The sequence below is a fragment of the Bacteroidota bacterium genome, from assembly GCA_018266755.1.
GTDB lineage: Bacteria > Bacteroidota > Ignavibacteria > Palsa-1295 > Palsa-1295 > JAFDZW01.
Genome location: JAFDZW010000005.1, coordinates 1386478 through 1408643, shown reverse-complemented (window position 1 = coordinate 1408643; position 22166 = coordinate 1386478). Strand labels below are relative to the sequence as shown.

Below are 22166 nucleotides of genomic sequence, written 5' to 3'. Positions count from 1 at the left end.
TGCGGTTCGGACAGCACGGAAGTTTCATTGTACATCATACTAATTACAACTACACGACTATGAACTTTTCAACCTCACGACGCCCTCTTGTGATCTGGGTTGCAACGGTTCTCGCGGTTGCATCGATCGCCGCGTTCTTCGAGCCCAGCGCCGCATTTCGGCTTGTCAAAACGAAGTTGAAGCAGATCTCTTCGCCGGTGAGCACCCTTACCACTCCGGCGCCGCAGGCATTTGCAAAACCGACACCCATGCGTCCCGTGCCGCTTCCCGATACCGGCACCAGCCAGTTTCGTAAGCTGATCGTCAAGAACCTCGGACCCGTGATCAATTCCAGCTCCGAAGATTTCGGACCGACGGTCACCGCAGACGGACGGACGATGTATTTCGTTTCGCGTCGTAAAGACGGAAGCAAGGGTTATGACGATTTTTGGGGGACGACAAACCCCAGCGGCGACGACACGACCTGGACCGCCCCGGTAAACATGGAGTCGATCAATAGCGAACTTGGCGATGGCGCTGCGTCGATCGCTGCCGATGGACAAACCATCTATTTCGCTACGAATCGCGGTACATCGGGGACGAACGACATGAATATTTGGGTCGCTACCCTCGATGGTCATGAGTGGAAGAACATGCACGAGGTCGGCTCCCCGATCAATACCAACAAGTGGGAATCGCAACCGGCAATCAGCCCGGATGGGAAAAAACTCTTTTTCGCTTCGAATCGCCCGGGACGTGTCGGCAATGAAAAGGCCACCAACCTGGATATTTTCGTCTCTCACCAGATGCCCGATGGCCGCTGGGGTGAGCCTGTAAACCTCGGTTCGACGATCAACACCTCCGAATACGACGGTTCGCCGTTCATGGCAGCCGACGGTCAGACGTTGTATTTCTGTTCGAACGGCCACGGCGGCGAGGGACAGCGCGACATCTTTATGTCCGAGTTCAAAGGACCGTCGGATACCGACTGGACGACACCGGTCGCACTGCCGCCGCCGATCAACTCGCCGGCGAACGAGATGTTCCTCACGATCCCGGCATCCGGGAATGTATTGTTCTTCTCATCAGACCGCGGAGGCGGTTCGGGTGCCCTCGATATTTATGTTGCGTTCAACCCGCCGCAGCCGAAGCCGACGCTCGTGTTGCGAGGTATCTGTTATGACGTCAACACCAACGAGAAGCTTGCCGCACACGTCGTGATTACCGACGAACAGACGGGCGACACCGTGTATAACAAGCAAGCTAACAGCGAAACAGGCGAGTACGTCTGTGTGCTCACGGCGAATAAGCAAGGCTATCTCGGCGGTTCGTACATGATCAGCGCCACCGAGCCGAACCACTTCCCGTACCCGGCAACGCGCGAGAATATTCCGCTTCGCAACGATTCGTCACGCGTGATCACGCATGACATCCCGATGAATAACGAAGTGCCGCCGGAGGTACGTTGGGTCACCGAAACGCCCGAGCTGTTGAAAGAACCCGGCATGGCAGACCGCTTCTCCGGTTTCAAAGGTCTGATCGTTCGCGAGCGTCTGACGGTCGAACTCTATGCACTCCTGCCGATGATCTTTTTCGATCCGGGTCAGAGTACCTTCCCGTCACGCTACGTGCTCTTCACCGATCCGGCGCAGACCAACGGGTTCAGCGAGGATACGATCAGCGCAACGCTCAACGGCTATTACAACTATCTGAACTGCCTCGGCCTGCGGTTGCGCAAACATCCCGATGCGAAGATCACCCTCATCGGTTGTAATTCGCAACAGAAGGATAACGATGCCGAAAAGTCGACCGACCTTTCGCGTGCTCGTGCCGAGAACGTTAAGAAGTATCTCGTCGATATTTGGGGCATCGATGCGTCTCGTCTGCCCATCGAGGCACGCGGCTTGCCGGCGAACTCCACGCTGTCGACCACGATCGAAGGTATCGAAGAAAATCGTCGTGTCGAGGTGTCATCCGACGATTGGGAAATCATCAAGCCGATCCGTAAGGAAATGCTCGTGAAGTATCCCGACTTCCGCACCGCGAAGTTCTCGATGAAGAACGGTATTAAAGACGATCGTGTCAAGAGCCGCGAGCTTTCGATCACGCATAACGGTCAGGAGTGGGCTCATATCTCCGACCTCGGGCCGGTGAGCGCAGCCGAATCGCCGGAGTGGAATTGGCGCTCGGATGCGGATCACAAACTGCCCGCTGACGAAACCGATTTCGGCGTACAACTCCTCGTAACCGACGTTGCTGGCAAGGTACACAAATCCAATGTCGATCTGACCGGCGTTCGCCAGTTCTCGCAGAAAGACGTGGCTGTTGTGCACATGAAGGACAAGACGCAGGAAACGTATAACCTTATCCTCTTCAAGTATAACAGCTCGGAGATGGGCAAGTGGAATTCGAAGATCTTGAACGACTATGTGTTCGATCGTATCAAACCGGCATCGGACGTGCAAGTGAACGGGTACACCGATAATCTCGGAACCCCTGATTATAATCTGAAGCTCTCGTCGAACCGTGCGTCGGCAACGTTGAGAGATATTCAGGCACGAATCAAGAACAACGTCCATACGCTCAAGGCAACCGGATACGGCAAAGGAACAGCCGAAGTGCCGCCGCTTTATCCGAACCAGACGCCGGAAGGTCGTTACTATAACCGTACGGTTCAGGTCGTGATCGAGACCCCGATCAACCAGTAATCGTTCATACTGCATCCCCAGGCAGTTCGTTTGTAGAGGCATGTGCGGCCGGTACCCGTCGGGGGCCGGTTGCACGATGCTGCCGATCCTCTGCCGTGTCCGCTCGAACGGCTGGAGGAAGCGCTCGGAACCATCGCGCTCCGCTTCTGGTAACAACTACAGTGTACACGCAGACGACCGCCGTCTGCCGGCGGCGAGATTCGTAATTCCGGCAGGTGTCTTTTGTTATACACGTTGGGAGAATCGAGATATCTCTGAAAGGAAAAGCAGCACCATGATGCGACGAATGTCCCTGATTCTACTGCTGATCGGCTGCGTGGCCGCGTTCGGCGGTTCGACGGCCCCCCTCCAAGCGCAGGGGAGGATTCACCATGTCATTACGACTGCGCCCAAGGCAACTCAGTATTTGGGTCGTGATTTTTGGTTTGGTATTCCTCAAAATTATTTTAAGGATGGTCCGCTCGGCGATCCACGAAGGTATTTTTATATATATATATCTTCGCCAAGAAATACGACGGCCCATATTCAATTCGGTTCCGCCCCTCCGATTTTAAAGGCGATTACTGCAAATCAGACTTCAATTGTTAGTTCGGTAACCGGCGAACTCCCCAAGAGTTTTGAATTGGTATCCAGTGGTTCTACGGAGACGAAGACGATCCATGTTTGGTCGACGGATGCCGATTTGTCGGTGTATTTTTTGTCGCGTGCACCACAAACGACAGATGGCATGTATTGCATTCCTACTGTTGGGTGGGGTACGTCATACGTTGTAGCCGGGTATGAGGCATATTTGCTTGATCCATCGATTGCCGATCTTCCATCGGAGTTTATCGTTGTTGCCTCGCAGGATAATACGAATATACAAATTACGCCCACTTGGGATATTCGTCAGGATGGGTTCCCTTCTGTGGTTGCGCACCCCAAGGGTCAAACGTTCAACGTAACACTCAATCGCGGCGAGTGTATGCAGTTCCAGTCTGTTACGCCGAATCCGGGCGATGATCCGGATCTTACCGGTACGATCGTGGTTGGCGATAAGCCGGTTGGAATGATAGGCGGGTCGGTGTGTCCTAACATTCCTGCCCCGGACCCGGCATGTGACCACGTACTTGACATGATGCAGCCAATTCGTACTTGGTCGAACCACTATTTTTCAGTGCCATTTCGAGGGCGACAATATGGGGGCGATCTTTTTCTGGTAGTAGGCACGAAACCCGGACAGGTGATTTTTCGGAACGGGAATCAGGCTGCAATTCTTACGTCAGCGTTTGATCATTTTTGGATTTACGACATTACTGAAGCGTCGGAGTGGACAAGCGATACTGCATTTCAACTCGTACAATACATCGAAAGCGCAAACCACCTGGCTCCATCATCGCAGAAGAAGAATGTGGGTGATCCGGCGAGTGTTGTGGTCAATCCCATCGATCAATTTGGCTCAAGGATTATTTTCCAAATTCCACAACTTGGAGGTACCTTGGGTAACGGAGAACCGGATTTTACAAATTATGTGAACTTCATTCTCCCCGCTAGTCATGAGTCCAAGACCACAATGGACGGTAGACAGCTAAATGCAATCCCCGGTACCTCTATTAAGCGGTTCCCATTTGGTGCTTCCGGTTGGGAAGCAATCCAACTTTCATACACAACCGCAGGGGCTGGCGGTGGCAACCATGTTGTAGCCTCAGACACTGGCGTTGGTGTGTATCTGTATGGATATACAGATTACGACAGCTATGCATGGGCAGGCGCCCTCGGTATTCGCTCCGCGAATTCGCTCGATACGCTTCCACCGATCGCCGATACGACCGGTGCGTGCTTCTGTGCGCATATCTCGGTTCGTGATGATCGCACCGGCGATTCGAAACTGAACTCGATCGTGATCGACTCCGCGTTCAATATGACGTTCAACCGCGATGCGAACTTCATCGACGGTGTCGGTACGTCGCAATCGTACTATGATATTTGCGTGACGGATTCGTCGCAAGAGGCGTATGTCTCGGTCACATCGTTCGACCTTGCGGGCAATGCGACGACGGTGGTCAGTACGTTCAAGCCGTCGACCGTCGATTTTGAGCCGTGTCCGTTCGTCCTGAGCAGTCCGAGTGTTGGTGTGGCAGTCTACGGGTACGATACCCTCGTCAATACCGGAAGCTTTTCGGACAATGCATACAGTTTTATCGGTACGAACCTGAAACTCCTGCGAGGTAATCAGGGCTTTGTCATCGATTCGGTCGGCGCCGACGGGCTCATCCCGCCGGGTGGCAAACGCATCATCAAGATCAAGTTTACCGCGCCGGTTGCGACGGGTGTATCCGATACGATCGAGATTTTCGACGGATGCCAGTATGCTCGTTGTACGCTGCTCGGTTCGGGCGGTGCTGCGGAATTCAATGTTCCGCCGATCCACTTCGATTGTATCATCCCCGATTCGACGGGATACCTGACGAAGTGTCAGATTATCAATACGTCGAGCGGTTCGATTCAGGTAACGAGCATCACACTCGATGACAATGTGCACTTCAAGTTCGATCCGACGCTGCCGGGCAACTCGCTCCCGATTACTGTGCCCGGAACCGGTACGCTCGGAGGTGTAGCCACCGTCACATTCTCGTGTACCCCGACGGCTGTCGGCCCGGTCTCGACGACGGCACATTTCATTTCACCGAGTGTCACGGGCGAGAGAACGGCAACCGTTGATGGTAAAGGATGCGCTCCGATGATTGTGAGCACACCGGATACCGTCAAGACAGATTGCAACAACCCGATCACGCTGCACGTGAAGTTCCAGAACGTCGGCAACTTCCCGGATTCGCTGGTCGCGATCACCCATTCCGACAAGGCGCATTTCCAGACACCGACGCTCGAAGACGGCTTCGGCAAGGTGTACACACTGCCGATGCGCGTTGACGAATCGCAGACGATTGTCGCCGATGTGCTCTACTCGCCGCCGGCGCGCACGTCAGATTGCTTTACCGATACCATCTTCCTCGTCAGTGTCTATGGTGACACGATTCGCGGGTATGCGAACGTCTGCGACATCTATCGCGACGCACAGCTTTCGCGCGGAACGGTGAATCTGAATACGGTTGCTGTTGGCGGCTCGGTCATTATCGATTCGTTCATCGTCTGCAACAATGGCAAAGATCCGCTGACGGTCTCGCGCATCGACAAATTCTTGTCGAAGGATTCGTCGCAGTTCCAGTTGACCGGCGTGATGAAACTTACCGGCGGTACGCCGGCGACCTTCCCGGTTACTGTACCGGTGGGAGGCTGTTTGACAATCTATGTGCAGTTCGACCCCGCACTGCTCGATAATGCTCAGGAGGGAGATTTTGGGATTATCACCGATGCATGCGTGCAGGCGCATCAGAACCTTGCGGTGTCGATCACTGCGACGACGTCTGTCGGTCCGCCCACGATCAAGGGCTTCACGACCAAGACAATCCTGTCGTGCGCAAGCACCGTGGATTCGGTGACCGTGACCAATTCGCAGCCTGTACCGAAGCAGATCGTCGGTGTCAATGTGGCTCAGCCTGCGGCAGGATCGTTCACACCTGCCGTCACACTGCCGGTTGCAATCACGATTCCGCCGAATTCGTCGGTGAAGGTCCCTGTCACGTTTGCGCCGGTTCCGTCGACCACACCGGCGTACTACGCTGGGTATCTCACGGCTTCGGTGATCGATATCGGTCAGACGGATACCGTCTTGATCAGCGATTCCGTGCGAGGCACGGCCAGCTACTTCGATCTGTCGTTCAACCACTCGTTCACGAAACCGATCGTTCATGCGAACGACAATACGTCGATGCCGATCGCATTGGCATTGTCGAAGAACGGATTGAGCGAACCATTGAGCATGCTCGCAATCGAGAAGGTCGTCTTGACATATACATATGACATCGACCTGTTGAATATCGTCAATAAGGCAACGATGTTTACGTCCGCAATCCCCGGCTGGAAGATTGATACCGCGAACTCCGGTCTTGACGTCACGAACAAGATATTAACGCTCACGCTTGTCGGACCGAAGACGCCGCTGACCGAGACAATGACCTCGCTGGGCTCTGTGAACTTCCAGGTGGCGTTAACAAAGTCGTCCAACTCGACGACCGTGAACCTGACGAGCTCGACACTCTACGACAGCCTCGGCGCGCAAGTGCCGGGTTGCATGGTGTATGCCCATCAGGATACGAGCGTGACGCTCGTACTCGAATGCGGTGATTCGACCTTGCGTAAGTATATGATCGATGGCGTGCCGCCGGTCCGGATCATTCCGGCTGTGCCGAATCCGGTCACGGGAACGTCGCACTCGGTCGCACTCTCGTATTCGCAGCGAGTCGAGGGTGAAGTCAGTCTTTCGGTGTTCGATCCGCTCGGCAAGGAAGTGGCGCGTCTGCTTGATCATGCGCACCATCCGGCCGGCACGTTCCAGGTGCTCTTCGATACAGACGATCTGCCTGCAGGAAGCTACGTGTACCGAGTCGACTTTGGAGCGCGAGGTGTCCGCAGCGGACGCTTTGTAATCGAGCGCTGATCATGAGGCATGTATGGCTCCCAATGTTGGGAAAAAGCTGATTTTCGGACAACCAGGGGTTCGAGTGTGTATATTTGAACCCCTGAAACTGTCATCGAGAATACGGAAGAACGATAACGAGTTATAATACATCATCTTGAGAACAGGAACCACAGGAGACAGTATGAAGAAACGCATTCTTTCCTATCTGACGGCACTTGTGCTGCTGCTAGCCGCGGGCCTCGTCCATGCCCAGGGAGAACAGGGCTCGGGTGGTGACGTACTTATGCCTACAGAGGTCGGTGGCTGGCTGATCGGTCCCATCGGAGGTGTTAATCTGGTAACCTATAGCACGGATCAATTCCCCCTCTTAGGGCTTGAGCCGACATGCTTCCTTGCGCAGAACGGTTCTGATATCGCACCGTTCGTCGGCGTCTCGGCATTGTTGCCGCTCAATGCAGAAACGATGCAGAACTTCATCATGGCCGAAGTGATCTTCGATTCGAAGTCCAGTAAGTTCACGGCCATCAATAACGGTAGTACGCAGGTATTGACCAAGTATAACGGCGTTACTAAACTCGGGTATGTCAATACTTCCGCTTCCGCCAATCTGACGTACATGACGCTGAATCTTGGGTACAAGTATAATTTTACTCCTGCACCAACGCCAGTGGGCCCAAGTATCCAGGCTGTGCTCAGCACTGGTATCAAGATGACGAGTAGCATTACTCGTACCGTTGAGGTGTCTGCTGCGGTGGGGACTTCAAATGTCGCTTCGAAGACGGACGTGCTCGATCCGTCGTCGATCCGATTGGCGCTTCGTGCGATGTTCGCCTATGATATCCCGATCACGGAAACCTGGGTGGCCAGCCCCACCGTCGGGTACGATCTGGCACTGACGAAGGTCAATAGTAATGCGATCCCGGGCAACTGGAAAGCGAACTCTGCATTCGCCGGTGTTGCCGTTCGCGCGCTCGTCGGCCGATAAAATCTGCGACACTTCTTTTTCCGAACCCTCGTTGTTCTGCAACGAGGGTTTTTTCTTATTCTTTCAGCGCATGTCGAATCCCTGGAAATCCGTTGCAGTCTTTGGCCAATCGTTGTGGTACGATAATATCAGTCGTTCGTTCGTCACCTCCGGCGGACTTGCCGCGATGATCGACGAGCTCGGCGTTAAGGGCGTGACGAGCAACCCGGCGATCTTCGAAAAGGCGATCTCCAAAGGAGCCGAATATGACGACGATATTCGCTCGCTCATCGAAGAAGGCGTAACGACGCACGAGATCTACGACAAGCTGACGACCGACGACGTACGCCTCGCCGCAGACGTCCTCTACGATACATTCGTCGCAACCGGCGGCGAAGACGGCTACGTGAGCATCGAGGTCGACCCGACCATCGCGCATAACACCGAAGAGACCATCACACAGGCTCGCCGACTCTGGAAGATTGTTGACCGGCCGAACGTGATGATCAAGATTCCCGGTACGCCGGACGGCCTGACTGCGATCACCCAGGCTATCTCCGAGGGCATCAACGTGAATGTCACACTGCTTTTCGGCATCGAGAACTATGCGTCGGTGGCTCGTGCCTATATCGCTGGTATTCGTGCCCGTGTCGAAAAGAGCGAGGACGTTTCGAACGTGCGCTCGGTGGCGAGTTTCTTCCTCTCGCGTGTCGATTCGAATGTAGATGCGCAACTTGCACAGAAGGGCGGCGACCATGCCGATCTGATGGGCAAGGCTGCGAACGCCAACGCAAAGCTTGCGTACGAGCGCTATGTGAAGATCTTCTACGGGAAAGAATTCGACGATCTGCGTGCGGCAGGCGCCAATGTGCAGCGCTGCCTTTGGGCATCGGTGAGCACAAAGAACCCGGCGTATAGCGACGTGCTCTACATCGAACCCCTGATCGGCAAAGAGACCGTGACTACAGTGCCGGACGATACCCTCGCTGCGTTCGCCGACCACGGCAAGGCGGCAGATACGCTTGCTACGGGCCTCGCCGAGGCACATGATGTGATCGACCGTCTTCGTGCTCTTGGCATCGATACCGAGCAGGTCGCCGCAGCGCTCCAGCTCGACGGCGTCAAGAAATTCGAAGAAGCCTTCGCAAAGCTCTTGTCGGTGCTCGAAGCGAAACGCGCGAAGGTCGCCGAAACGGTTGAGTAAGCGCGAGCGGCCCGGTCCTCATGGGTCCGCACCACACTTGAAATAATCGGGCTGGTCTAGTCCGATATCGAAGATTATTATCCTCGTTTTTCTCAACCGTTCCGTGGGCACGGTTGTTTATTGCTATTCACTTTGAGTAGCTACGACGACAGTGTCACAATTGCAACTGGGTCTTAAGAACTTCTCTTACTCCGACCTCTTCGACGCGAGCGCACTTGCTCGACTTCACACGGTGTTCCACGCGTTCGTCGCTTCGCGCGATGCCGCACTCTCGACGCGTTGGAATGCGTACGCTGCAAGCGGCGGCGGCGCTCTGACGCCGGTCGACGTGTCGACGCTGCTCGTGGAGATGGCGCCGTATGTCGGCGAGTTCGTTGCGGACCTGTTTAATATTCAGTCCGACCGCGAACGTCTGATGACCGTTGCCCAGCGCGAGAAGGTGATCTTCGATTTCAAGCGCGACTTCCTCCAACGTCGTGCAATGAAGAAGCTCTCGACGCTCGAAAAATGTACGGCGGTCGCGCCGATCGCCGATCTCACGGCGGCATACGATGCGCTTCGTAGTGGAGCCTTCGCATCGATCTTCACTGAATACGACGAAGAGCTTGCGACGGCGAAGATGGCAATGCAGCTTGTCGCAGAAGAAAAATCGGGCGAGCTGGCAAAGCACCCCGCAGGTACAATGGACATGTTCGAAGCCTACATCGCTGCTTGCGTGTACGATCATTCGCTGCATGCACGGGTGAAGACGTGGGCAAGCTATCACTTGCCGCACAATATGGATTTCGATAACCTCGTCCAGATCATCCGTCCGGAGGAGTTACTGCCCGAAAAGATCATCGGGCCCGAAGAAGAGTATCGCCGCCGCGATGGCTTCGCCCTCACCGACGACCGCATGAATCAGCGCGAAGTTCGCGGCGAGACCGAGTACTGCATCTTCTGTCACGATCGTTCGAAGGACTCCTGTTCGAAGGGGATTCATGAGAAGGACGGTTCGCTGAAAAAGAATCCGCTGGGAATCAAGCTCACCGGCTGCCCGCTCGACGAGAAGATTTCGGAAATGCACATGCTCCAATCGAAGGGCGACTCGATCAGCTCGCTCGCACTCGTGATGCTCGATAATCCGATGTGCCCCGGCACCGGGCACCGTATCTGCAACGACTGCATGAAAGCATGCATCTATCAGAAGCAGACGCCGGTGAACATCCCGCAGGCCGAGACAGGCGCGCTGACCGACGTACTGCGCATGCGCTGGGGCGTCGAAGTCTATGGCTTGCTCACTCGCTGGAATCCGCTGAACGTGCGTCGCCCGTACCCAGTCGAGTACACCGGCAAGAAGACGCTCGTCGTCGGGCTTGGCCCCGCCGGTTATACGCTTTCTCACTATCTACTCAACGAAGGGTTCGGAGTCGTTGGGATTGATGGTTTGAAGATCGAACCGCTTGAAAAGGAATTGACGGGGTATCTCGGCAACGACGGCAAGTGGGTTGCGCCGAAACCGATCGAGCATTGGGATGATATCTATCGTGCGCTCGATCATCGGTCGATGGACGGCTTCGGCGGCGTCGCCGAGTACGGCATCACTGTGCGTTGGGATAAGAACTTCCTGACGCTCATCTACCTGACGCTCTCGCGGCGCAACACGTTCGCCATCTATGGTGGCGTTCGCTTCGGTGGGACAGTGACAATCGAGGACGCATTCGACCGCTACCATTTCGATCACATTGCCATTGCCAGCGGTGCAGGCAAGCCGACGATCGTGCCGATGAAGAATAATCTCATCCGCGGCATTCGCAAAGCTTCCGATTTTCTCATGGCCCTGCAGCTTACTGGTGCAGCGAAGAAGACGACGCTCACCAATTTGCAGGTCCAACTGCCGGCTGTTGTCATCGGCGGCGGACTGACGGCCATCGACACGGCGACAGAACTTGCAGCGTACTATCCGATTCAGGTCGAGAAAGTACTCGACCGATACGAGATCGTGGTGAAAGAAAGTGGCGAAGAGGCGTTCTTCGCTCGTCTCGATGCCGAGGACAAAGCGATCCTTGCCACATTCCTCGAGCACGGCAGGGAAGTCCGTGCCGAGCGCGCACGCGCGAAAGCTTCAGGCGAGAAGCCGAACTTCGTACCGCTCGTACGCAAGTGGGGTGGCGTCACGCTCGTCTATCGCAAGAGTCTGAAGGATTCGCCGGCATACAGGCTCAATCACGAAGAGATCGAGAAGTCGCTCGAAGAGGGCATTTACTACGTCGAGAACATGTCGCCCCTCGAAGCGATCGCCGACGAGTTTGGCGCAGTGAAGGCCATGCGCTTCGAGCGTCAGGCAATGATCGATGGCAAGCAGCGCGGTAACGGCGAGTTCGTCGAGTTCGCGGCCAAGAGCGTCTGCGTCGCTGCAGGCACCAGCCCGAACACGATCTACGAACGCGAACAGCCGGGGACGTTCGTCAAAGACAAGTGGGACAACTTTTTCCAGCCGCATCACCTCAACGGTTCGTTCGAGCCGAACGACAACGGCTTCTTCACGAGCTACAACAAGAACGGCAAGTACATCACGTTCTACGGCGACAATCATCCCCGCTATGCAGGGAATGTCGTCAAAGCAATGGCCAGTGCAAAAGATGGCTTCAAGCATGTTGTCTATGCAGTGTGGGGCAAGGCAGACAAGCGCGATGTCGTCGATATCGGCGAATGGTATGCGATGCGCCGCATGATAGACGACGAGTTCAAAGCGACGGTCGTCAGAGTGGAGCGCTTGACCCGCACGATCGTTGAGGTCGTTGTGAAAGCTCCGGCCGCTGCACGTCACTTCCATCCGGGTCAGTTCTACCGCTTACAGAATTTCGAACGACTGGCGAAGACGATCTCGAACACGCCGATCACGATGGAGGGCCTGGCGCTCACCGGTGCATGGGTCGATAAAGAAGCGGGGCTGCTGTCGCTGATCGTGCTCGAAATGGGCTCGAGCTCGCGGCAAGTTGCAATGCTGAAGCCCGGCGAGCCCGTGATTGTCATGGGCCCGACCGGCGCTCCGACCGAGATCCCCGAGAACGAGACCGTATTACTCGCCGGCGGCGGCCTCGGTAATGCCGTGCTCTTCTCGATCGCGAAGGCGCTGAAGGAGAAGAACAACAAGGTGATCTACTTTGCCGGCTACAAGTTCGGCGAGGACCTTTTCAAACGCGAAGAGATCGAAGCGGCCACCGACCAGGTCATCTGGTCAACCGATGCCGGTGCCGAGATCTCGTCGAACCGTCCGCAGGATACGCACTTCCGCGGTAACATCATTCAGGCGATGCTGGCCTACCATGACCAGAAGCTTGGCGTCGAACGCATGTTCCCGTTCTGCAACATAGACCGCATCATCGCCATCGGTTCCGACCGCATGATGGCGGCAGTCAAAGCGGCGCGACGGAAAGATGGCGTGCTAGGTGAGCTCATGAAAGAAGGACACGCCGCCATCGGTTCGATCAACTCACCGATGCAGTGCATGATGAAGGAAGTCTGCGCACAGTGTCTGCAAAAGCACGTCGATCCGGTGACGCAGGAAGAGAAGGGCTTTGTCTTCAGTTGCTTCAACCAAGATCAGCCGCTGGACATGGTGGATTTCAAAAACCTCAACGATCGCTTGAAGGTCAATTCGTTACAGGAAAAACTATCGCTCGGATATTTCGAGCACTTGCTGACGCTCGACCCTGTTGCACACGTATGACCATTCGTATATCCACCCTTCGGGCGCTGCTCGGTGCGGCGCTCGTCGCCTCTGTCATCGGCTGCGGCAAACACGAGTACTCGGGACCGGTGAATGCATTCCGGCGTTACGAGATCAAGAATGTGCACATGCAGTACGAATTCCTCGGCAACGCTCGCGGAGGCGAAGAGATGTTCATTGCCGACTATGGGAGGTACGAAGCACGGTACTCGAAATATGAATTGCTCGGGGAACAAGGCATACAGCCAGTCGGTAGCGCGGGGATTACCCGCCTGGCCGACGTCTATAATATCTCCTTGAACGAGCGGAAGGTTGTGCATCTCAAACCACCCGAGTTGGATAGTCTCTACCATCTTTCCGAGTCCGAAATTCCGACCCCGGCACAGTTCCTCGAGAAGAGCATGCACAACAATTTGATGCGTGCCGTCGGGACCGATACGATCGCCGGAGTCCCCGCCACTCGATGGGAGAACCGTGACGGAAGCGGGAAGTTCTGGATCTGGAGAGGTATCCTCATGAAAAAGATTACCCAGACACGCGATGGGATGATCGGAACACAACTCGTTGCATTGGACACGGCATGGGCAGTCGATACCACAAAGTTTAGTCTGCCAAAGACCGGTTTTCAGTTTATCGAACAATCGGAGAAGAAGTAATTCTGCACACCATGCAACCTACCCGAATTAAGCGCGATGCAGAACGAGAGATGCTCGTCATCACATGGGATGACGGCTCGCAGTCCGAATATCCGATCAAGGTGCTCCGCGACGAATGCCCATGCGCAGGATGTAAAGGCGAGACGATCCTCGGTACGCATTATCCAGCGCCTCTGAAAATATTTCAGGAAGGGATGTATCAGCTCGAGAAATTGGTGCCGGTCGGACAGTACGCCGTTCAGGCATACTGGAAGGATGGGCACGATACGGGTATCTATTCCTGGGAATATTTGCGAGCACTTGCATCGGCGATCAAGAACGGTTCGATCGCTTCGTAACCGGCTACACCTGTCCTCTTCCGTTACCGAACCACGAGCATCGATCGCGAGCACGAGACGCCGCCCGCATCGAGCGTGTACCAATACATTCCAGGTGCGAGATCGGTGGTGGAAAACACCGTAGAATAACGACCCGCCGCCAAGTTCTCATTCACAGCAACCTGCACCAGTCTTCCCATTTGGTCGAAGATTCGAATTCTAACCGGCACGGCAGCCGTGCCGCCGACATCGGTGCCGATCGTATAGTTGACCAGCGCTTCGCGCACCACCGGGTTCGGTTGTGTCTGTTCGATGTAGGTTTTCTTCGATGTATATGCATTTGTAAGCCGCACAGGTGTGCACATATCTGAGACAATGATCCGTCCCGAACTCGAGGTGACAAGGGGTTCGAAGTTATTCGCGAAGTCGATGCTCAGTTGCGGCAATAAGGTAAGCTGGCCCGGAATGGCGTCCGTATGTGCTCGGAACGTGAGCAGGACAATGCTGCCAGTTGCCACGAACGACGAATTTGTTGCCGAAAGCTTGATGTCGATAAAGCCGGGCCCGGGTGTTGTCGTCAACGTCCAATCGCCGCTCGCCGTCAGCGCACCCTTGCGGGCGCTCACAAAATCGAATGTTTGCTGATCGAAGCTGATCCGCTCTTGCAGCGAACGGATCGGAGTGAAGGCGCTATCGAGAGGACCGAGAAGTTTTTGGGAGACCTCGATCGTGTTGCCGACATTCACATAATAATTCGTATCGATCGCCAGGCGTGTACTGATCGCATCGTGATCGCATCCCTTGAAGACAATCGTTTTACTTGTTCCGTCGTCGAAGTTGAACGTGAACGACCCGTCGTGGTTGCCCCAGAAGGGGATATGAACGCGCGGGGTAAACGTGAACGAGTACCGTGCCCCGTTGCCGGGCGGATAGCTTTGCGGCCCTTGGCCTCCGATCACTGTATATTCAAACGCGTTCGTATTTGTCGTAGACACAACATTCAGGTCGGTCGTGCCTTTATTGAGGATCGTATCGGAGAGTGTCTTTGAGCTATTCATCAGCAGACGCCCGAAGTCGAGCACGGGCGAGCTGATATACGGAGAAGGAATGCCACCTGCGCCTTTGGCATAGAATACGAGTGTCGAGCCGTCGTCGGTCGTACAGATGAAACGGGTAAAGAAATTGCCGACGCTTGTCGGAGTGAATGAGACCGTACATCCGGCCGAACCAGTCCCTGGCACGCTGATCGGCGTCGCGCCGGCCGTGAAATTTCCGGCAGGGGCAACCACGATCGAAGCGATCGTTGCATCCACCGATCCTGCGTTTCGGAACGTCTGGGTCAGATTCTTCGTCGAGTTGACGCGGATGGTGCCAAAATCCAGCGTGTCTCTCGCGACCGTCAACTGGCTGCCGATCCCATTACCGATCAAGACGATCACAAAGCTGCGCTGCGGCAGATATGCATTGGACGAGACCAACCGTAAGTATGCAGTGTCGGCCTGTATCGTTGTTGGTGTATAGGTGAACCGGAATTCGTTGGTCGTTTCCTGCAGACCGAATGGAACGGTCCGCTCGCTGAAGACGAAAAACTTACTTTGCGACGGACCCGAAAGCGAGACGCCGTCGCAGCGGTATCCTTCGGTGCCATAGGCTTCGATCGAATCCTCAAGGGTACGGTTCTTACCGACAGCGATATTGCCGAAGCGGACCGTATCGTATTTCGCGACGATCATCGGCGTTTCTTGCGCCACCTCGACCGTGAGCGAACCGGAGTTGTCGTTATAATATGCGTTCGGCGGGTCGCTGCGGTCGAAGAATCGAACGCTCAACGGTGAGCCCTGACTTGCCGTGCCTACATCGTATGTGTGCGACGATTGATAGGATTGTGGCGACAACAAGTCGTACATCCATGACTCCTGGGTGCCGCTGAGTCGTACTTTGGCAGAAACCGGGACGACATTCGGGCCGAATGGAAATACGTTCACGTAGTAGCAGGCATCGGCAATATCGCCGGCACTCGAGACCTGAACCCGGCCCTCGGAGTGGATATGGTACCGGACGCCGATCGGAAGCGACACGGTCGGATAATTTATCGTGGTACCGTCGGACGGCACAGCGTGCTGTTCGCGTGGCGTGGGAATCTGCCACTGGGCAGTAGCCACTGAGGCGGCCAGAACACTCAGGAAAAGGGCAAAAACAGCGTTTCTGGTCATGAAGGTCATCCTGTGTCTCATCACATTGAAAAATACAACAAGTTGTTACTAGATTTGTTCGGTTTCACAGGAAGAATACCCGTCAAGGGATTGTTACCGATTCTGCCGTATTTTAGCGGAAATTCAGACTGTTTTGGAACAACTCGCGTCACAACAATATAAGATTCGACTGCCGCTGTTCGAGGGTCCGCTCGATCTGCTCCTGTTTTTCATAAAACGAGATGAGCTCGATATTTATGACATTCCGGTGCATCACATCACGACGGAATTTCTCGGGTATTTGCGCATGATGCAGATGCTCGACCTCGAAGTTGCGGGCGAGTTTATTGTTGTCGCCGCGGAGCTCTGCCAGATCAAGGCCAAGATGCTCCTGCCCCGGGAGGAGCGCACCGAGGAAGGGATCGAAGAAGACGATCCGCGTGCCGATCTCGTCCGCCGACTGATCGAATACCGCCGCTTCAAAGAAATGAGCGAGCAACTCGGGACCATGAACGAGGAGGCGCGCAAACTTCATTATCGGCAGTTCTTCAAAGCCGACGATCGCGAGTCGCATATCGAGGACGACAGCGAAGATCTCGTCGGAAGTATTACGCTCTTCCATCTGCTCTCGGCATTCCAAAAGGCGATGCTCAGAGCACCGCTGATCAAGCGGACCCACGATGTCGAGATGATCCCCGTGACGGTGGAGGAACAAAGCGAGTATATCCTCGACATGCTTGCCTTCAAGGGCGAAATGAACTTCATCGAGCTCTTTACCGGCTTCATCGACGCCAACACGATCGAAGAGCTTTCGACGCCGGTGCGCTTGCGCTTGGTTGTCACATTTATGGCGGTGCTCGAACTCGTGCGCAGCCAAATGATCGCATTGCGCCAGAGCGATGCGTTCGACGATATCATTCTCTTCAAACCGTAACGAAATCCGAGAACCCCCTCATGCCATTGGATTATAAAAATCCACAAGACCTTGCAGATGTCGTCGAGGCGTTGGTATTCGCCAGTGACGAACCGCTGTCGGCGAACGATATTCGTTCGCTGATTCTTGACGAGCCCATCAAGCGCGCGGCAGTTGCTGTGCCTGCCGATGGCGCTGCCGAACCGGATCTGCTCGATACACCGGCCGACGAGCCCGCCGCCGAAGGCAAAGGCTCGAGGAAGAGAGCGCTGCTCGACCTGGACGTGATTCGTCAGTCCGTCGAATTGCTCAATGCTTCCTACGAAGAGACCGGCCGCGCATTCCATATCGTGGAGATCGCCGGAGGCTTCCAGTTCGCGACGAAGCCGGGCGTGAGCATGTACGTCTCGCGCTTATACAAAGAGCGTTCGCGCCGCCGCCTTTCGAGCGCCGCGCTCGAGACGCTTGCGATCGTTGCCTACAAGCAGCCCGTCTCGAAAGCGGACATCGAGAACATTCGCGGCGTGAATTGCGATGAAGTGTTGAAGTCGCTGCTCGAAAAGAATCTCGTCACCATCACCGGCCGCGCTGAAGCGGTCGGGCGTCCGTTGCTCTATGGCACGACGGACGAGTTCTTGCGCCAGTTCGGTCTGCCGTCGATGAAGGACCTGCCGAAGCCGCGCGAGATCGAAGAACTACTCAAAGAAGAGTCGGTCAAGGCGACCACACTCGAAGAAGCTGCACAAGAATTTGTCGATCCAGATGCCGAACAAGACGCGGTCACCATTGACGAGATCATCGCCGTCAGCAAAGAAGAAACAAGCGCCGAAACGCTCGACGACGAAGCCATCGCCGAGAGGGCAGAAGAAGCGCTTGCAGATGCCGGCGCCGAAGCCCCGGCTGGCGAAGCGAACGCAGAGGCCGAGGTCTGAGTCTGCGGTCGCGACGATGAGGCTCAACCGCTTCATCGCCTCGAGCGGAGTCACCTCGCGTCGCAAAGCCGACGAGCTGATCACGCTCGGGAAAGTTCGCGTCAACGGCAAGGTGATTACAGAGCTTGGGGTCCAGGTACATCCGTATCAAGACAAGATCGTCGTTGACGGTGCGACCGTCTCGTTGCGTGAAAAACATTTATACATCCTCCTGAACAAGCCGAAGGATTACATCACCACCGTCAAGGACGAGAAAGACCGCAAGACGGTGATGGACCTCGTGCATTCACACGAACGTCTGTATCCGGTGGGTCGTCTCGATCGCAACACAACCGGCGTACTGCTCCTGACCAACGACGGCGACCTGACGGCAAAGTTGACGCACCCACGATACGAGATCCCTCGTATCTACCACGCCTATCTCAACAAGCCGCTCGCACGAAGCGATGCCGAGCGCATCGCTGGCGGTGGCGTCAATATCGGTCGCGGAAACGTGACGTCGAAGGTAGAGCTCGATCTCTCAACGCGCGATCAGCGCGACGTGATGATCACGTTGCGAGAAGGGAAGTACCATGAAGTCCGACGCCTCTTCGAGACGCATGGGTATGAAGTCGAGAAACTCGACCGCGTTTCGTTTGCAGGGATCACCCATCAGGGAATGAAACGAGGTGAAAGTCGGCCACTGACGCAACGGGAAGTTCGGGCGCTCAAACGCGTGGCCGGCGTGAAGGAAGACGACTTCGGATTCTAATTTCTACTCGGCACCGTGTTTGCGTTCTTCTTCTTGTTCGAGAAGTTGCCGGTCTATATACGCCTCCACTGCTCGTCGTCTGCGCTCATCCTGTTTGCGCTCCCAGCGTAGCTTCGCGATGCCATACCAAATCGCGACTGCTCCGGCCATGAAGGACATCGTGTATCCGAACGGAATACGAAAGACAAGTCCTGCCACCGGCCCTACGAACAGGACGATTAGGATTGCGAGGCCGAGAGCTCTGTTCGGATTCATGCCTGTAGTAACGAGTTAAAAGTAACGAGTAACGAGTGGGGTATCATGCCTTTTCGTTATGGCGATCACGAAGTAGTTTGGCCCGAAGACCGCCTATCATTCTGCTTACTTCAATGGCTTGGTTACGCGTTGCCTCAAACTGCTCCTCAGTGATGTACCCACGATCTAACGCCACATATAACTGAGATCGGACTTCGCCGCAAGAGCCTTTTGCTATTTGCAAGAATTGTATAAACTCATTGCGTCTCGCCCGCTCGAACCCTTCCGCTATGTTCGACATAACTGAGACTGCCGCAGCTTCGATCTGGTCGCATAGCCGGTAGTCTTTCTTGAATTTAGAACTCTCGGTGAAGTCGTAGACGGCGTTGCATAGTGTCCGCGCCTTCTGCCAACAGACCAAGTCTTCAAAATTCTTGACAGGCATGATAACAATACTCGTTACTCGTTACTTTCAACTCGTTACTCTCACACCGGACATTCGATCTTCTCGAGCAGATAGCTCTTTACCTTCTCAATGGGGAGTCTGATCTGCTCCATCGAATCACGTTCGCGGATAGTGACTGTCTGGTCTTGCAGCGTATCCGAGTCGATGGTTACACCGAACGGGGTGCCGACTTCGTCCTGGCGGCGGTAGCGGCGGCCGACGGCTCCGCTATCGTCGTAGAACACTTTCATCGCGCGCTGCAGGTCTTTCGTGAGCTTCTCAGCGATCTCGGGCATCCCGTCCTTGTTGACGAGCGGTAGGATAGCTGCTTTGATCGGAGCGAGGAACGGATGTAAGCGCATCACGACACGCTGTTCACCGCCGACCTCTTCTTCGTTGTACGCATTGCAGAGGAATGCCATGAAGCCACGGCTGGCGCCGGCTGACGTTTCGATCACGAACGGGACTTTCTTCTCCTTCGTCTCTTCGTCATGCACCGAGAGCGACTTGCCGCTGAACTCTTCGTGGCGCGACAGATCGAAGTTCGTACGGTTGTGGATGCCTTCGATCTCGCCGAAGCCGAACGGGAATTCGAACTCGATGTCAACCGCCGCCTTCGCATAGTGCGCAAGCTTCTCATGCGGCTTGAGCTTCAACTTGTCTTTCGGCATACCGAGCGCGATCCACCAGTTGAACCGCTGCTCGCGCCACTGCTCGAAGAACTGATCGTCGGTGCCGTCCTTGACGAAAAACTGCATTTCCATCTGCTCGAACTCGCGCGTACGGAAAAGGAAGTTCTTCGTATTAATCTCGTTTCGGAATGCTTTGCCGATCTGGGCGATGCCGAACGGCAGCTTCTGACGCGATGACTGCATCACGTTGAGCATGTTCACGAAGATGCCCTGTGCCGTCTCGGGACGCAGATACACGACGTTCGCTGCATCCTTCACCGGTCCGATGTAGGTCTCGAACATCAGGTTGAAGTTGCGCGGAGCAGTCAGCGACTTCTTCGTACCGCAATTCGGGCAGACGATGAGCTCTTCTTCGACGAGCTGTTCGAAGAGCGCCGGGTTCGCATCGAGCTGGGCAAAGATGTACTCCGCGAGCTCGTCCTTCGTGTGGTCGCGATGCTCGATGGTCAGGTGCTTTGCGATCGCCTGCACTTTCTTCTCGGACATGTCGGCGAAGAGGTGGTCGAGGCGGAAGCGGGCCTTGCAGGACTTGCAGTCCACCATCGGGTCCGAAAAGTGCTGGACGTGGCCGGAGGCTTCCCAGACGCGCGGATGCATGAGGATCGAGGCGTCGAGCCCTTCGATCTCGTCGCGATTGGTCATCGAGCGCCACCACGCCTCTTTGAGGTTACGCAGCAATTCAACGCCGAGCGGGCCGTAATCCCAGCAGCCGTTGAGGCCGCCGTAGATCTCGGACGACTGGAAAATGAAGCCGCGGCGCTTTGCCAGCGATACGATCTTTTCGAGCGTCTGAGCGCCCGTTGCCTGAGGTTTTGCCACGATTGAATGCTACGGATTAAGCGGACGTATTAAACGCCGAAGAGGGGAGATAAGTTAAGCCACCACGGAGCCCTGGAACCCCGTAGGGGCGAGGCACGCCTCGCCCGCCTTCACCCGTACGAATGCCCCATGCAGTCAGACTCATCAAGATGTCATTGCGAGGAAGCCGCAACGAGCACTGTCGGACCACCACTCACTTCAGCGGCTGACGAAGCAATCTAAAATCTTTCGAGCGTACGAAATCTCTTAGATTGCCACGGACTGCGCTGGGCAGTCGGGATGGCCTAAGGATTAGTGCCGCGCAGTCCTCGCAATGACACTGTTTGGGATGGTGGCAGAACCAAGGATTGTCTCCGCCGAGAGTGCGGTCGAGGCATGCCTCGACCCTACGGTAGGGAGATAGCCTCCCCCGAAACCTTCGCCACAGCCTGCCCGTTTAACCACGCTCAGGCGCGGCGTGTCCGCGTATTGTTTACAAGGAAACCACTACATGAACAGACTTGCACTTTTCGTTTTTGCCGTTCTCTCGCTCGTGAGCGTGAGCTGTTCGGCGCAGTTGAAGAAAGTTGAGGACAACCCGCCATATTCCGGCCCGACGCTCGACAAGTATTGCTCGAATCCCAAGCGGTTGCTGGTGTTTGAAACCGTCCTCGGGACGATGAAAATCCAACTCTTCGACAAGGTCGCACCGAACCACGTGGCACAGATCACGAAGCTCGCAAAAGATCACATGTACGATGGAACATACTTCCACCGTATCATTCCCGGCTTTATGATCCAGGGCGGCGATCCGAATACCAAGGATGCAGATCCCAGCAACGACGGAATGGGTGGCATGGGAGATCGACTAAAGGCAGAGTTTAATGAAGTCAAACATCTTCGCGGCGTCTGCTCGATGGCTCGTACTCAGGATCCGAATTCTGCGACCAGTCAGTTCTTCGTTTGCAATGCGACAGCCTCGATGCTTGACCATCAGTACACTGTCTGGGGGCAATTAGTGCAAGGCTATGATGTATTGGACAAGATCACCGCTCTCCATGACTCCGGCAAATACCAGCAGAACCCGGCGGACGGTAGCGTCAACCCGGGCAAAGATGCACTGATCACCAAAGCGTGGGTACAGGAGTAA

General features: G+C 55.3%; 14 protein-coding genes. 10 read left to right on the top strand and 4 right to left on the bottom strand.

The genetic code is table 11. The features are described from left to right. Positions 1 to 59: 59 nt before the first annotated feature. The 7 genes from JSS75_10645 (at position 60) to JSS75_10615 (ending at position 14080) form a co-directional block, all read left to right on the top strand. On the top strand, positions 60 to 2687 hold the full coding sequence (locus JSS75_10645; GenBank protein ID MBS1904153.1) for a PD40 domain-containing protein: 2628 nt from the start codon (positions 60 to 62) through the stop codon (positions 2685 to 2687). Between the two features lie 727 nt (positions 2688 to 3414). Beyond that, positions 3415 to 7224 carry an IgGFc-binding protein gene (locus tag JSS75_10640; protein MBS1904152.1) on the top strand — a complete coding sequence of 1270 codons (3810 nt, stop codon included), beginning with the start codon at positions 3415 to 3417 and terminating at the stop codon, positions 7222 to 7224. Between the two features lie 163 nt (positions 7225 to 7387). After that, entirely contained in the window at positions 7388 to 8191 is an 804-nt protein-coding gene (locus tag JSS75_10635; protein MBS1904151.1) for a hypothetical protein, read from the top strand. A 70-nt stretch (positions 8192 to 8261) separates the two neighbouring features. Further along, positions 8262 to 9374: a transaldolase gene (gene tal / locus JSS75_10630; protein MBS1904150.1), complete on the top strand. Its 1113-nt coding sequence runs from the start codon at positions 8262 to 8264 to the stop codon at positions 9372 to 9374. Positions 9375 to 9525: 151 nt separating this feature from the next. Continuing rightward, a complete protein-coding gene (locus JSS75_10625) occupies positions 9526 to 13086 on the top strand; it encodes an FAD-dependent oxidoreductase (protein MBS1904149.1) in 3561 nt (1186 codons plus the stop codon). Next, positions 13083 to 13742 carry a hypothetical protein gene (locus JSS75_10620; GenBank protein MBS1904148.1) on the top strand — a complete coding sequence of 220 codons (660 nt, stop codon included), beginning with the start codon at positions 13083 to 13085 and terminating at the stop codon, positions 13740 to 13742. Before JSS75_10625 ends, JSS75_10620 begins: the two co-directional genes overlap by 4 nt. Before the next feature lie 11 nt (positions 13743 to 13753). Next, positions 13754 to 14080 carry a DUF971 domain-containing protein gene (locus JSS75_10615; GenBank protein MBS1904147.1) on the top strand — a complete coding sequence of 109 codons (327 nt, stop codon included), beginning with the start codon at positions 13754 to 13756 and terminating at the stop codon, positions 14078 to 14080. Between the two features lie 23 nt (positions 14081 to 14103). Here the strand turns inward: JSS75_10615 and JSS75_10610 are convergent, their stop codons facing one another. Next, positions 14104 to 16272 (bottom strand): choice-of-anchor D domain-containing protein, encoded by a 2169-nt coding sequence (locus tag JSS75_10610; GenBank protein ID MBS1904146.1) that lies wholly within the window; start codon positions 16270 to 16272, stop codon positions 14104 to 14106. A gap of 133 nt (positions 16273 to 16405) precedes the next feature. Here JSS75_10610 and JSS75_10605 point away from each other — a divergent pair, with 133 nt between their 5' ends. Then, on the top strand, positions 16406 to 17185 hold the full coding sequence (locus JSS75_10605; protein MBS1904145.1) for a segregation/condensation protein A: 780 nt from the start codon (positions 16406 to 16408) through the stop codon (positions 17183 to 17185). 765 nt (positions 17186 to 17950) lie between these two features. Continuing rightward, positions 17951 to 18847, top strand: coding sequence for an rRNA pseudouridine synthase (locus tag JSS75_10600; protein ID MBS1904144.1), 897 nt, complete (start codon positions 17951 to 17953; stop codon positions 18845 to 18847). A 3-nt stretch (positions 18848 to 18850) separates the two neighbouring features. On the opposite strand, the gene JSS75_10595 is transcribed toward JSS75_10600, so the two are convergent. Genes JSS75_10595 through JSS75_10585 form a run of 3 tightly spaced genes read right to left on the bottom strand, consistent with a single transcriptional unit; the run spans position 18851 to position 21037 of the window. Next, entirely contained in the window at positions 18851 to 19102 is a 252-nt protein-coding gene (locus tag JSS75_10595) for a hypothetical protein (protein MBS1904143.1), read from the bottom strand. Between the two features lie 43 nt (positions 19103 to 19145). Further along, positions 19146 to 19526, bottom strand: a complete 381-nt coding sequence (locus JSS75_10590) for a four helix bundle protein (GenBank protein MBS1904142.1) — start codon at positions 19524 to 19526, stop codon at positions 19146 to 19148. A gap of 41 nt (positions 19527 to 19567) precedes the next feature. Next, on the bottom strand, positions 19568 to 21037 hold the full coding sequence (locus tag JSS75_10585) for a glycine--tRNA ligase (protein ID MBS1904141.1): 1470 nt from the start codon (positions 21035 to 21037) through the stop codon (positions 19568 to 19570). Positions 21038 to 21527: 490 nt separating this feature from the next. Here JSS75_10585 and JSS75_10580 point away from each other — a divergent pair, with 490 nt between their 5' ends. Then, a complete protein-coding gene (locus tag JSS75_10580; GenBank protein ID MBS1904140.1) occupies positions 21528 to 22166 on the top strand; it encodes a peptidylprolyl isomerase in 639 nt (212 codons plus the stop codon).

What these genes read in the sequence shown, in the direction of transcription:
- JSS75_10590 (MBS1904142.1), bottom strand. Translation starts at nt 19,526, where the DNA reads ATGCCTGTCAAGAATTTTGAAGACTTGGTCTGTTGGCAGAAGGCGCGG.
- tal (MBS1904150.1), top strand. Translation starts at nt 8,262, where the DNA reads ATGTCGAATCCCTGGAAATCCGTTGCAGTCTTTGGCCAATCGTTGTGG.
- JSS75_10645 (MBS1904153.1), top strand. Translation starts at nt 60, where the DNA reads ATGAACTTTTCAACCTCACGACGCCCTCTTGTGATCTGGGTTGCAACG.
- JSS75_10580 (MBS1904140.1), top strand. Translation starts at nt 21,528, where the DNA reads ATGAACAGACTTGCACTTTTCGTTTTTGCCGTTCTCTCGCTCGTGAGC.
- JSS75_10615 (MBS1904147.1), top strand. Translation starts at nt 13,754, where the DNA reads ATGCAACCTACCCGAATTAAGCGCGATGCAGAACGAGAGATGCTCGTC.
- JSS75_10635 (MBS1904151.1), top strand. Translation starts at nt 7,388, where the DNA reads ATGAAGAAACGCATTCTTTCCTATCTGACGGCACTTGTGCTGCTGCTA.
- JSS75_10620 (MBS1904148.1), top strand. Translation starts at nt 13,083, where the DNA reads ATGACCATTCGTATATCCACCCTTCGGGCGCTGCTCGGTGCGGCGCTC.
- JSS75_10595 (MBS1904143.1), bottom strand. Translation starts at nt 19,102, where the DNA reads ATGAATCCGAACAGAGCTCTCGGCCTCGCAATCCTAATCGTCCTGTTC.
- JSS75_10640 (MBS1904152.1), top strand. Translation starts at nt 3,415, where the DNA reads ATGTATTGCATTCCTACTGTTGGGTGGGGTACGTCATACGTTGTAGCC.
- JSS75_10610 (MBS1904146.1), bottom strand. Translation starts at nt 16,272, where the DNA reads ATGACCAGAAACGCTGTTTTTGCCCTTTTCCTGAGTGTTCTGGCCGCC.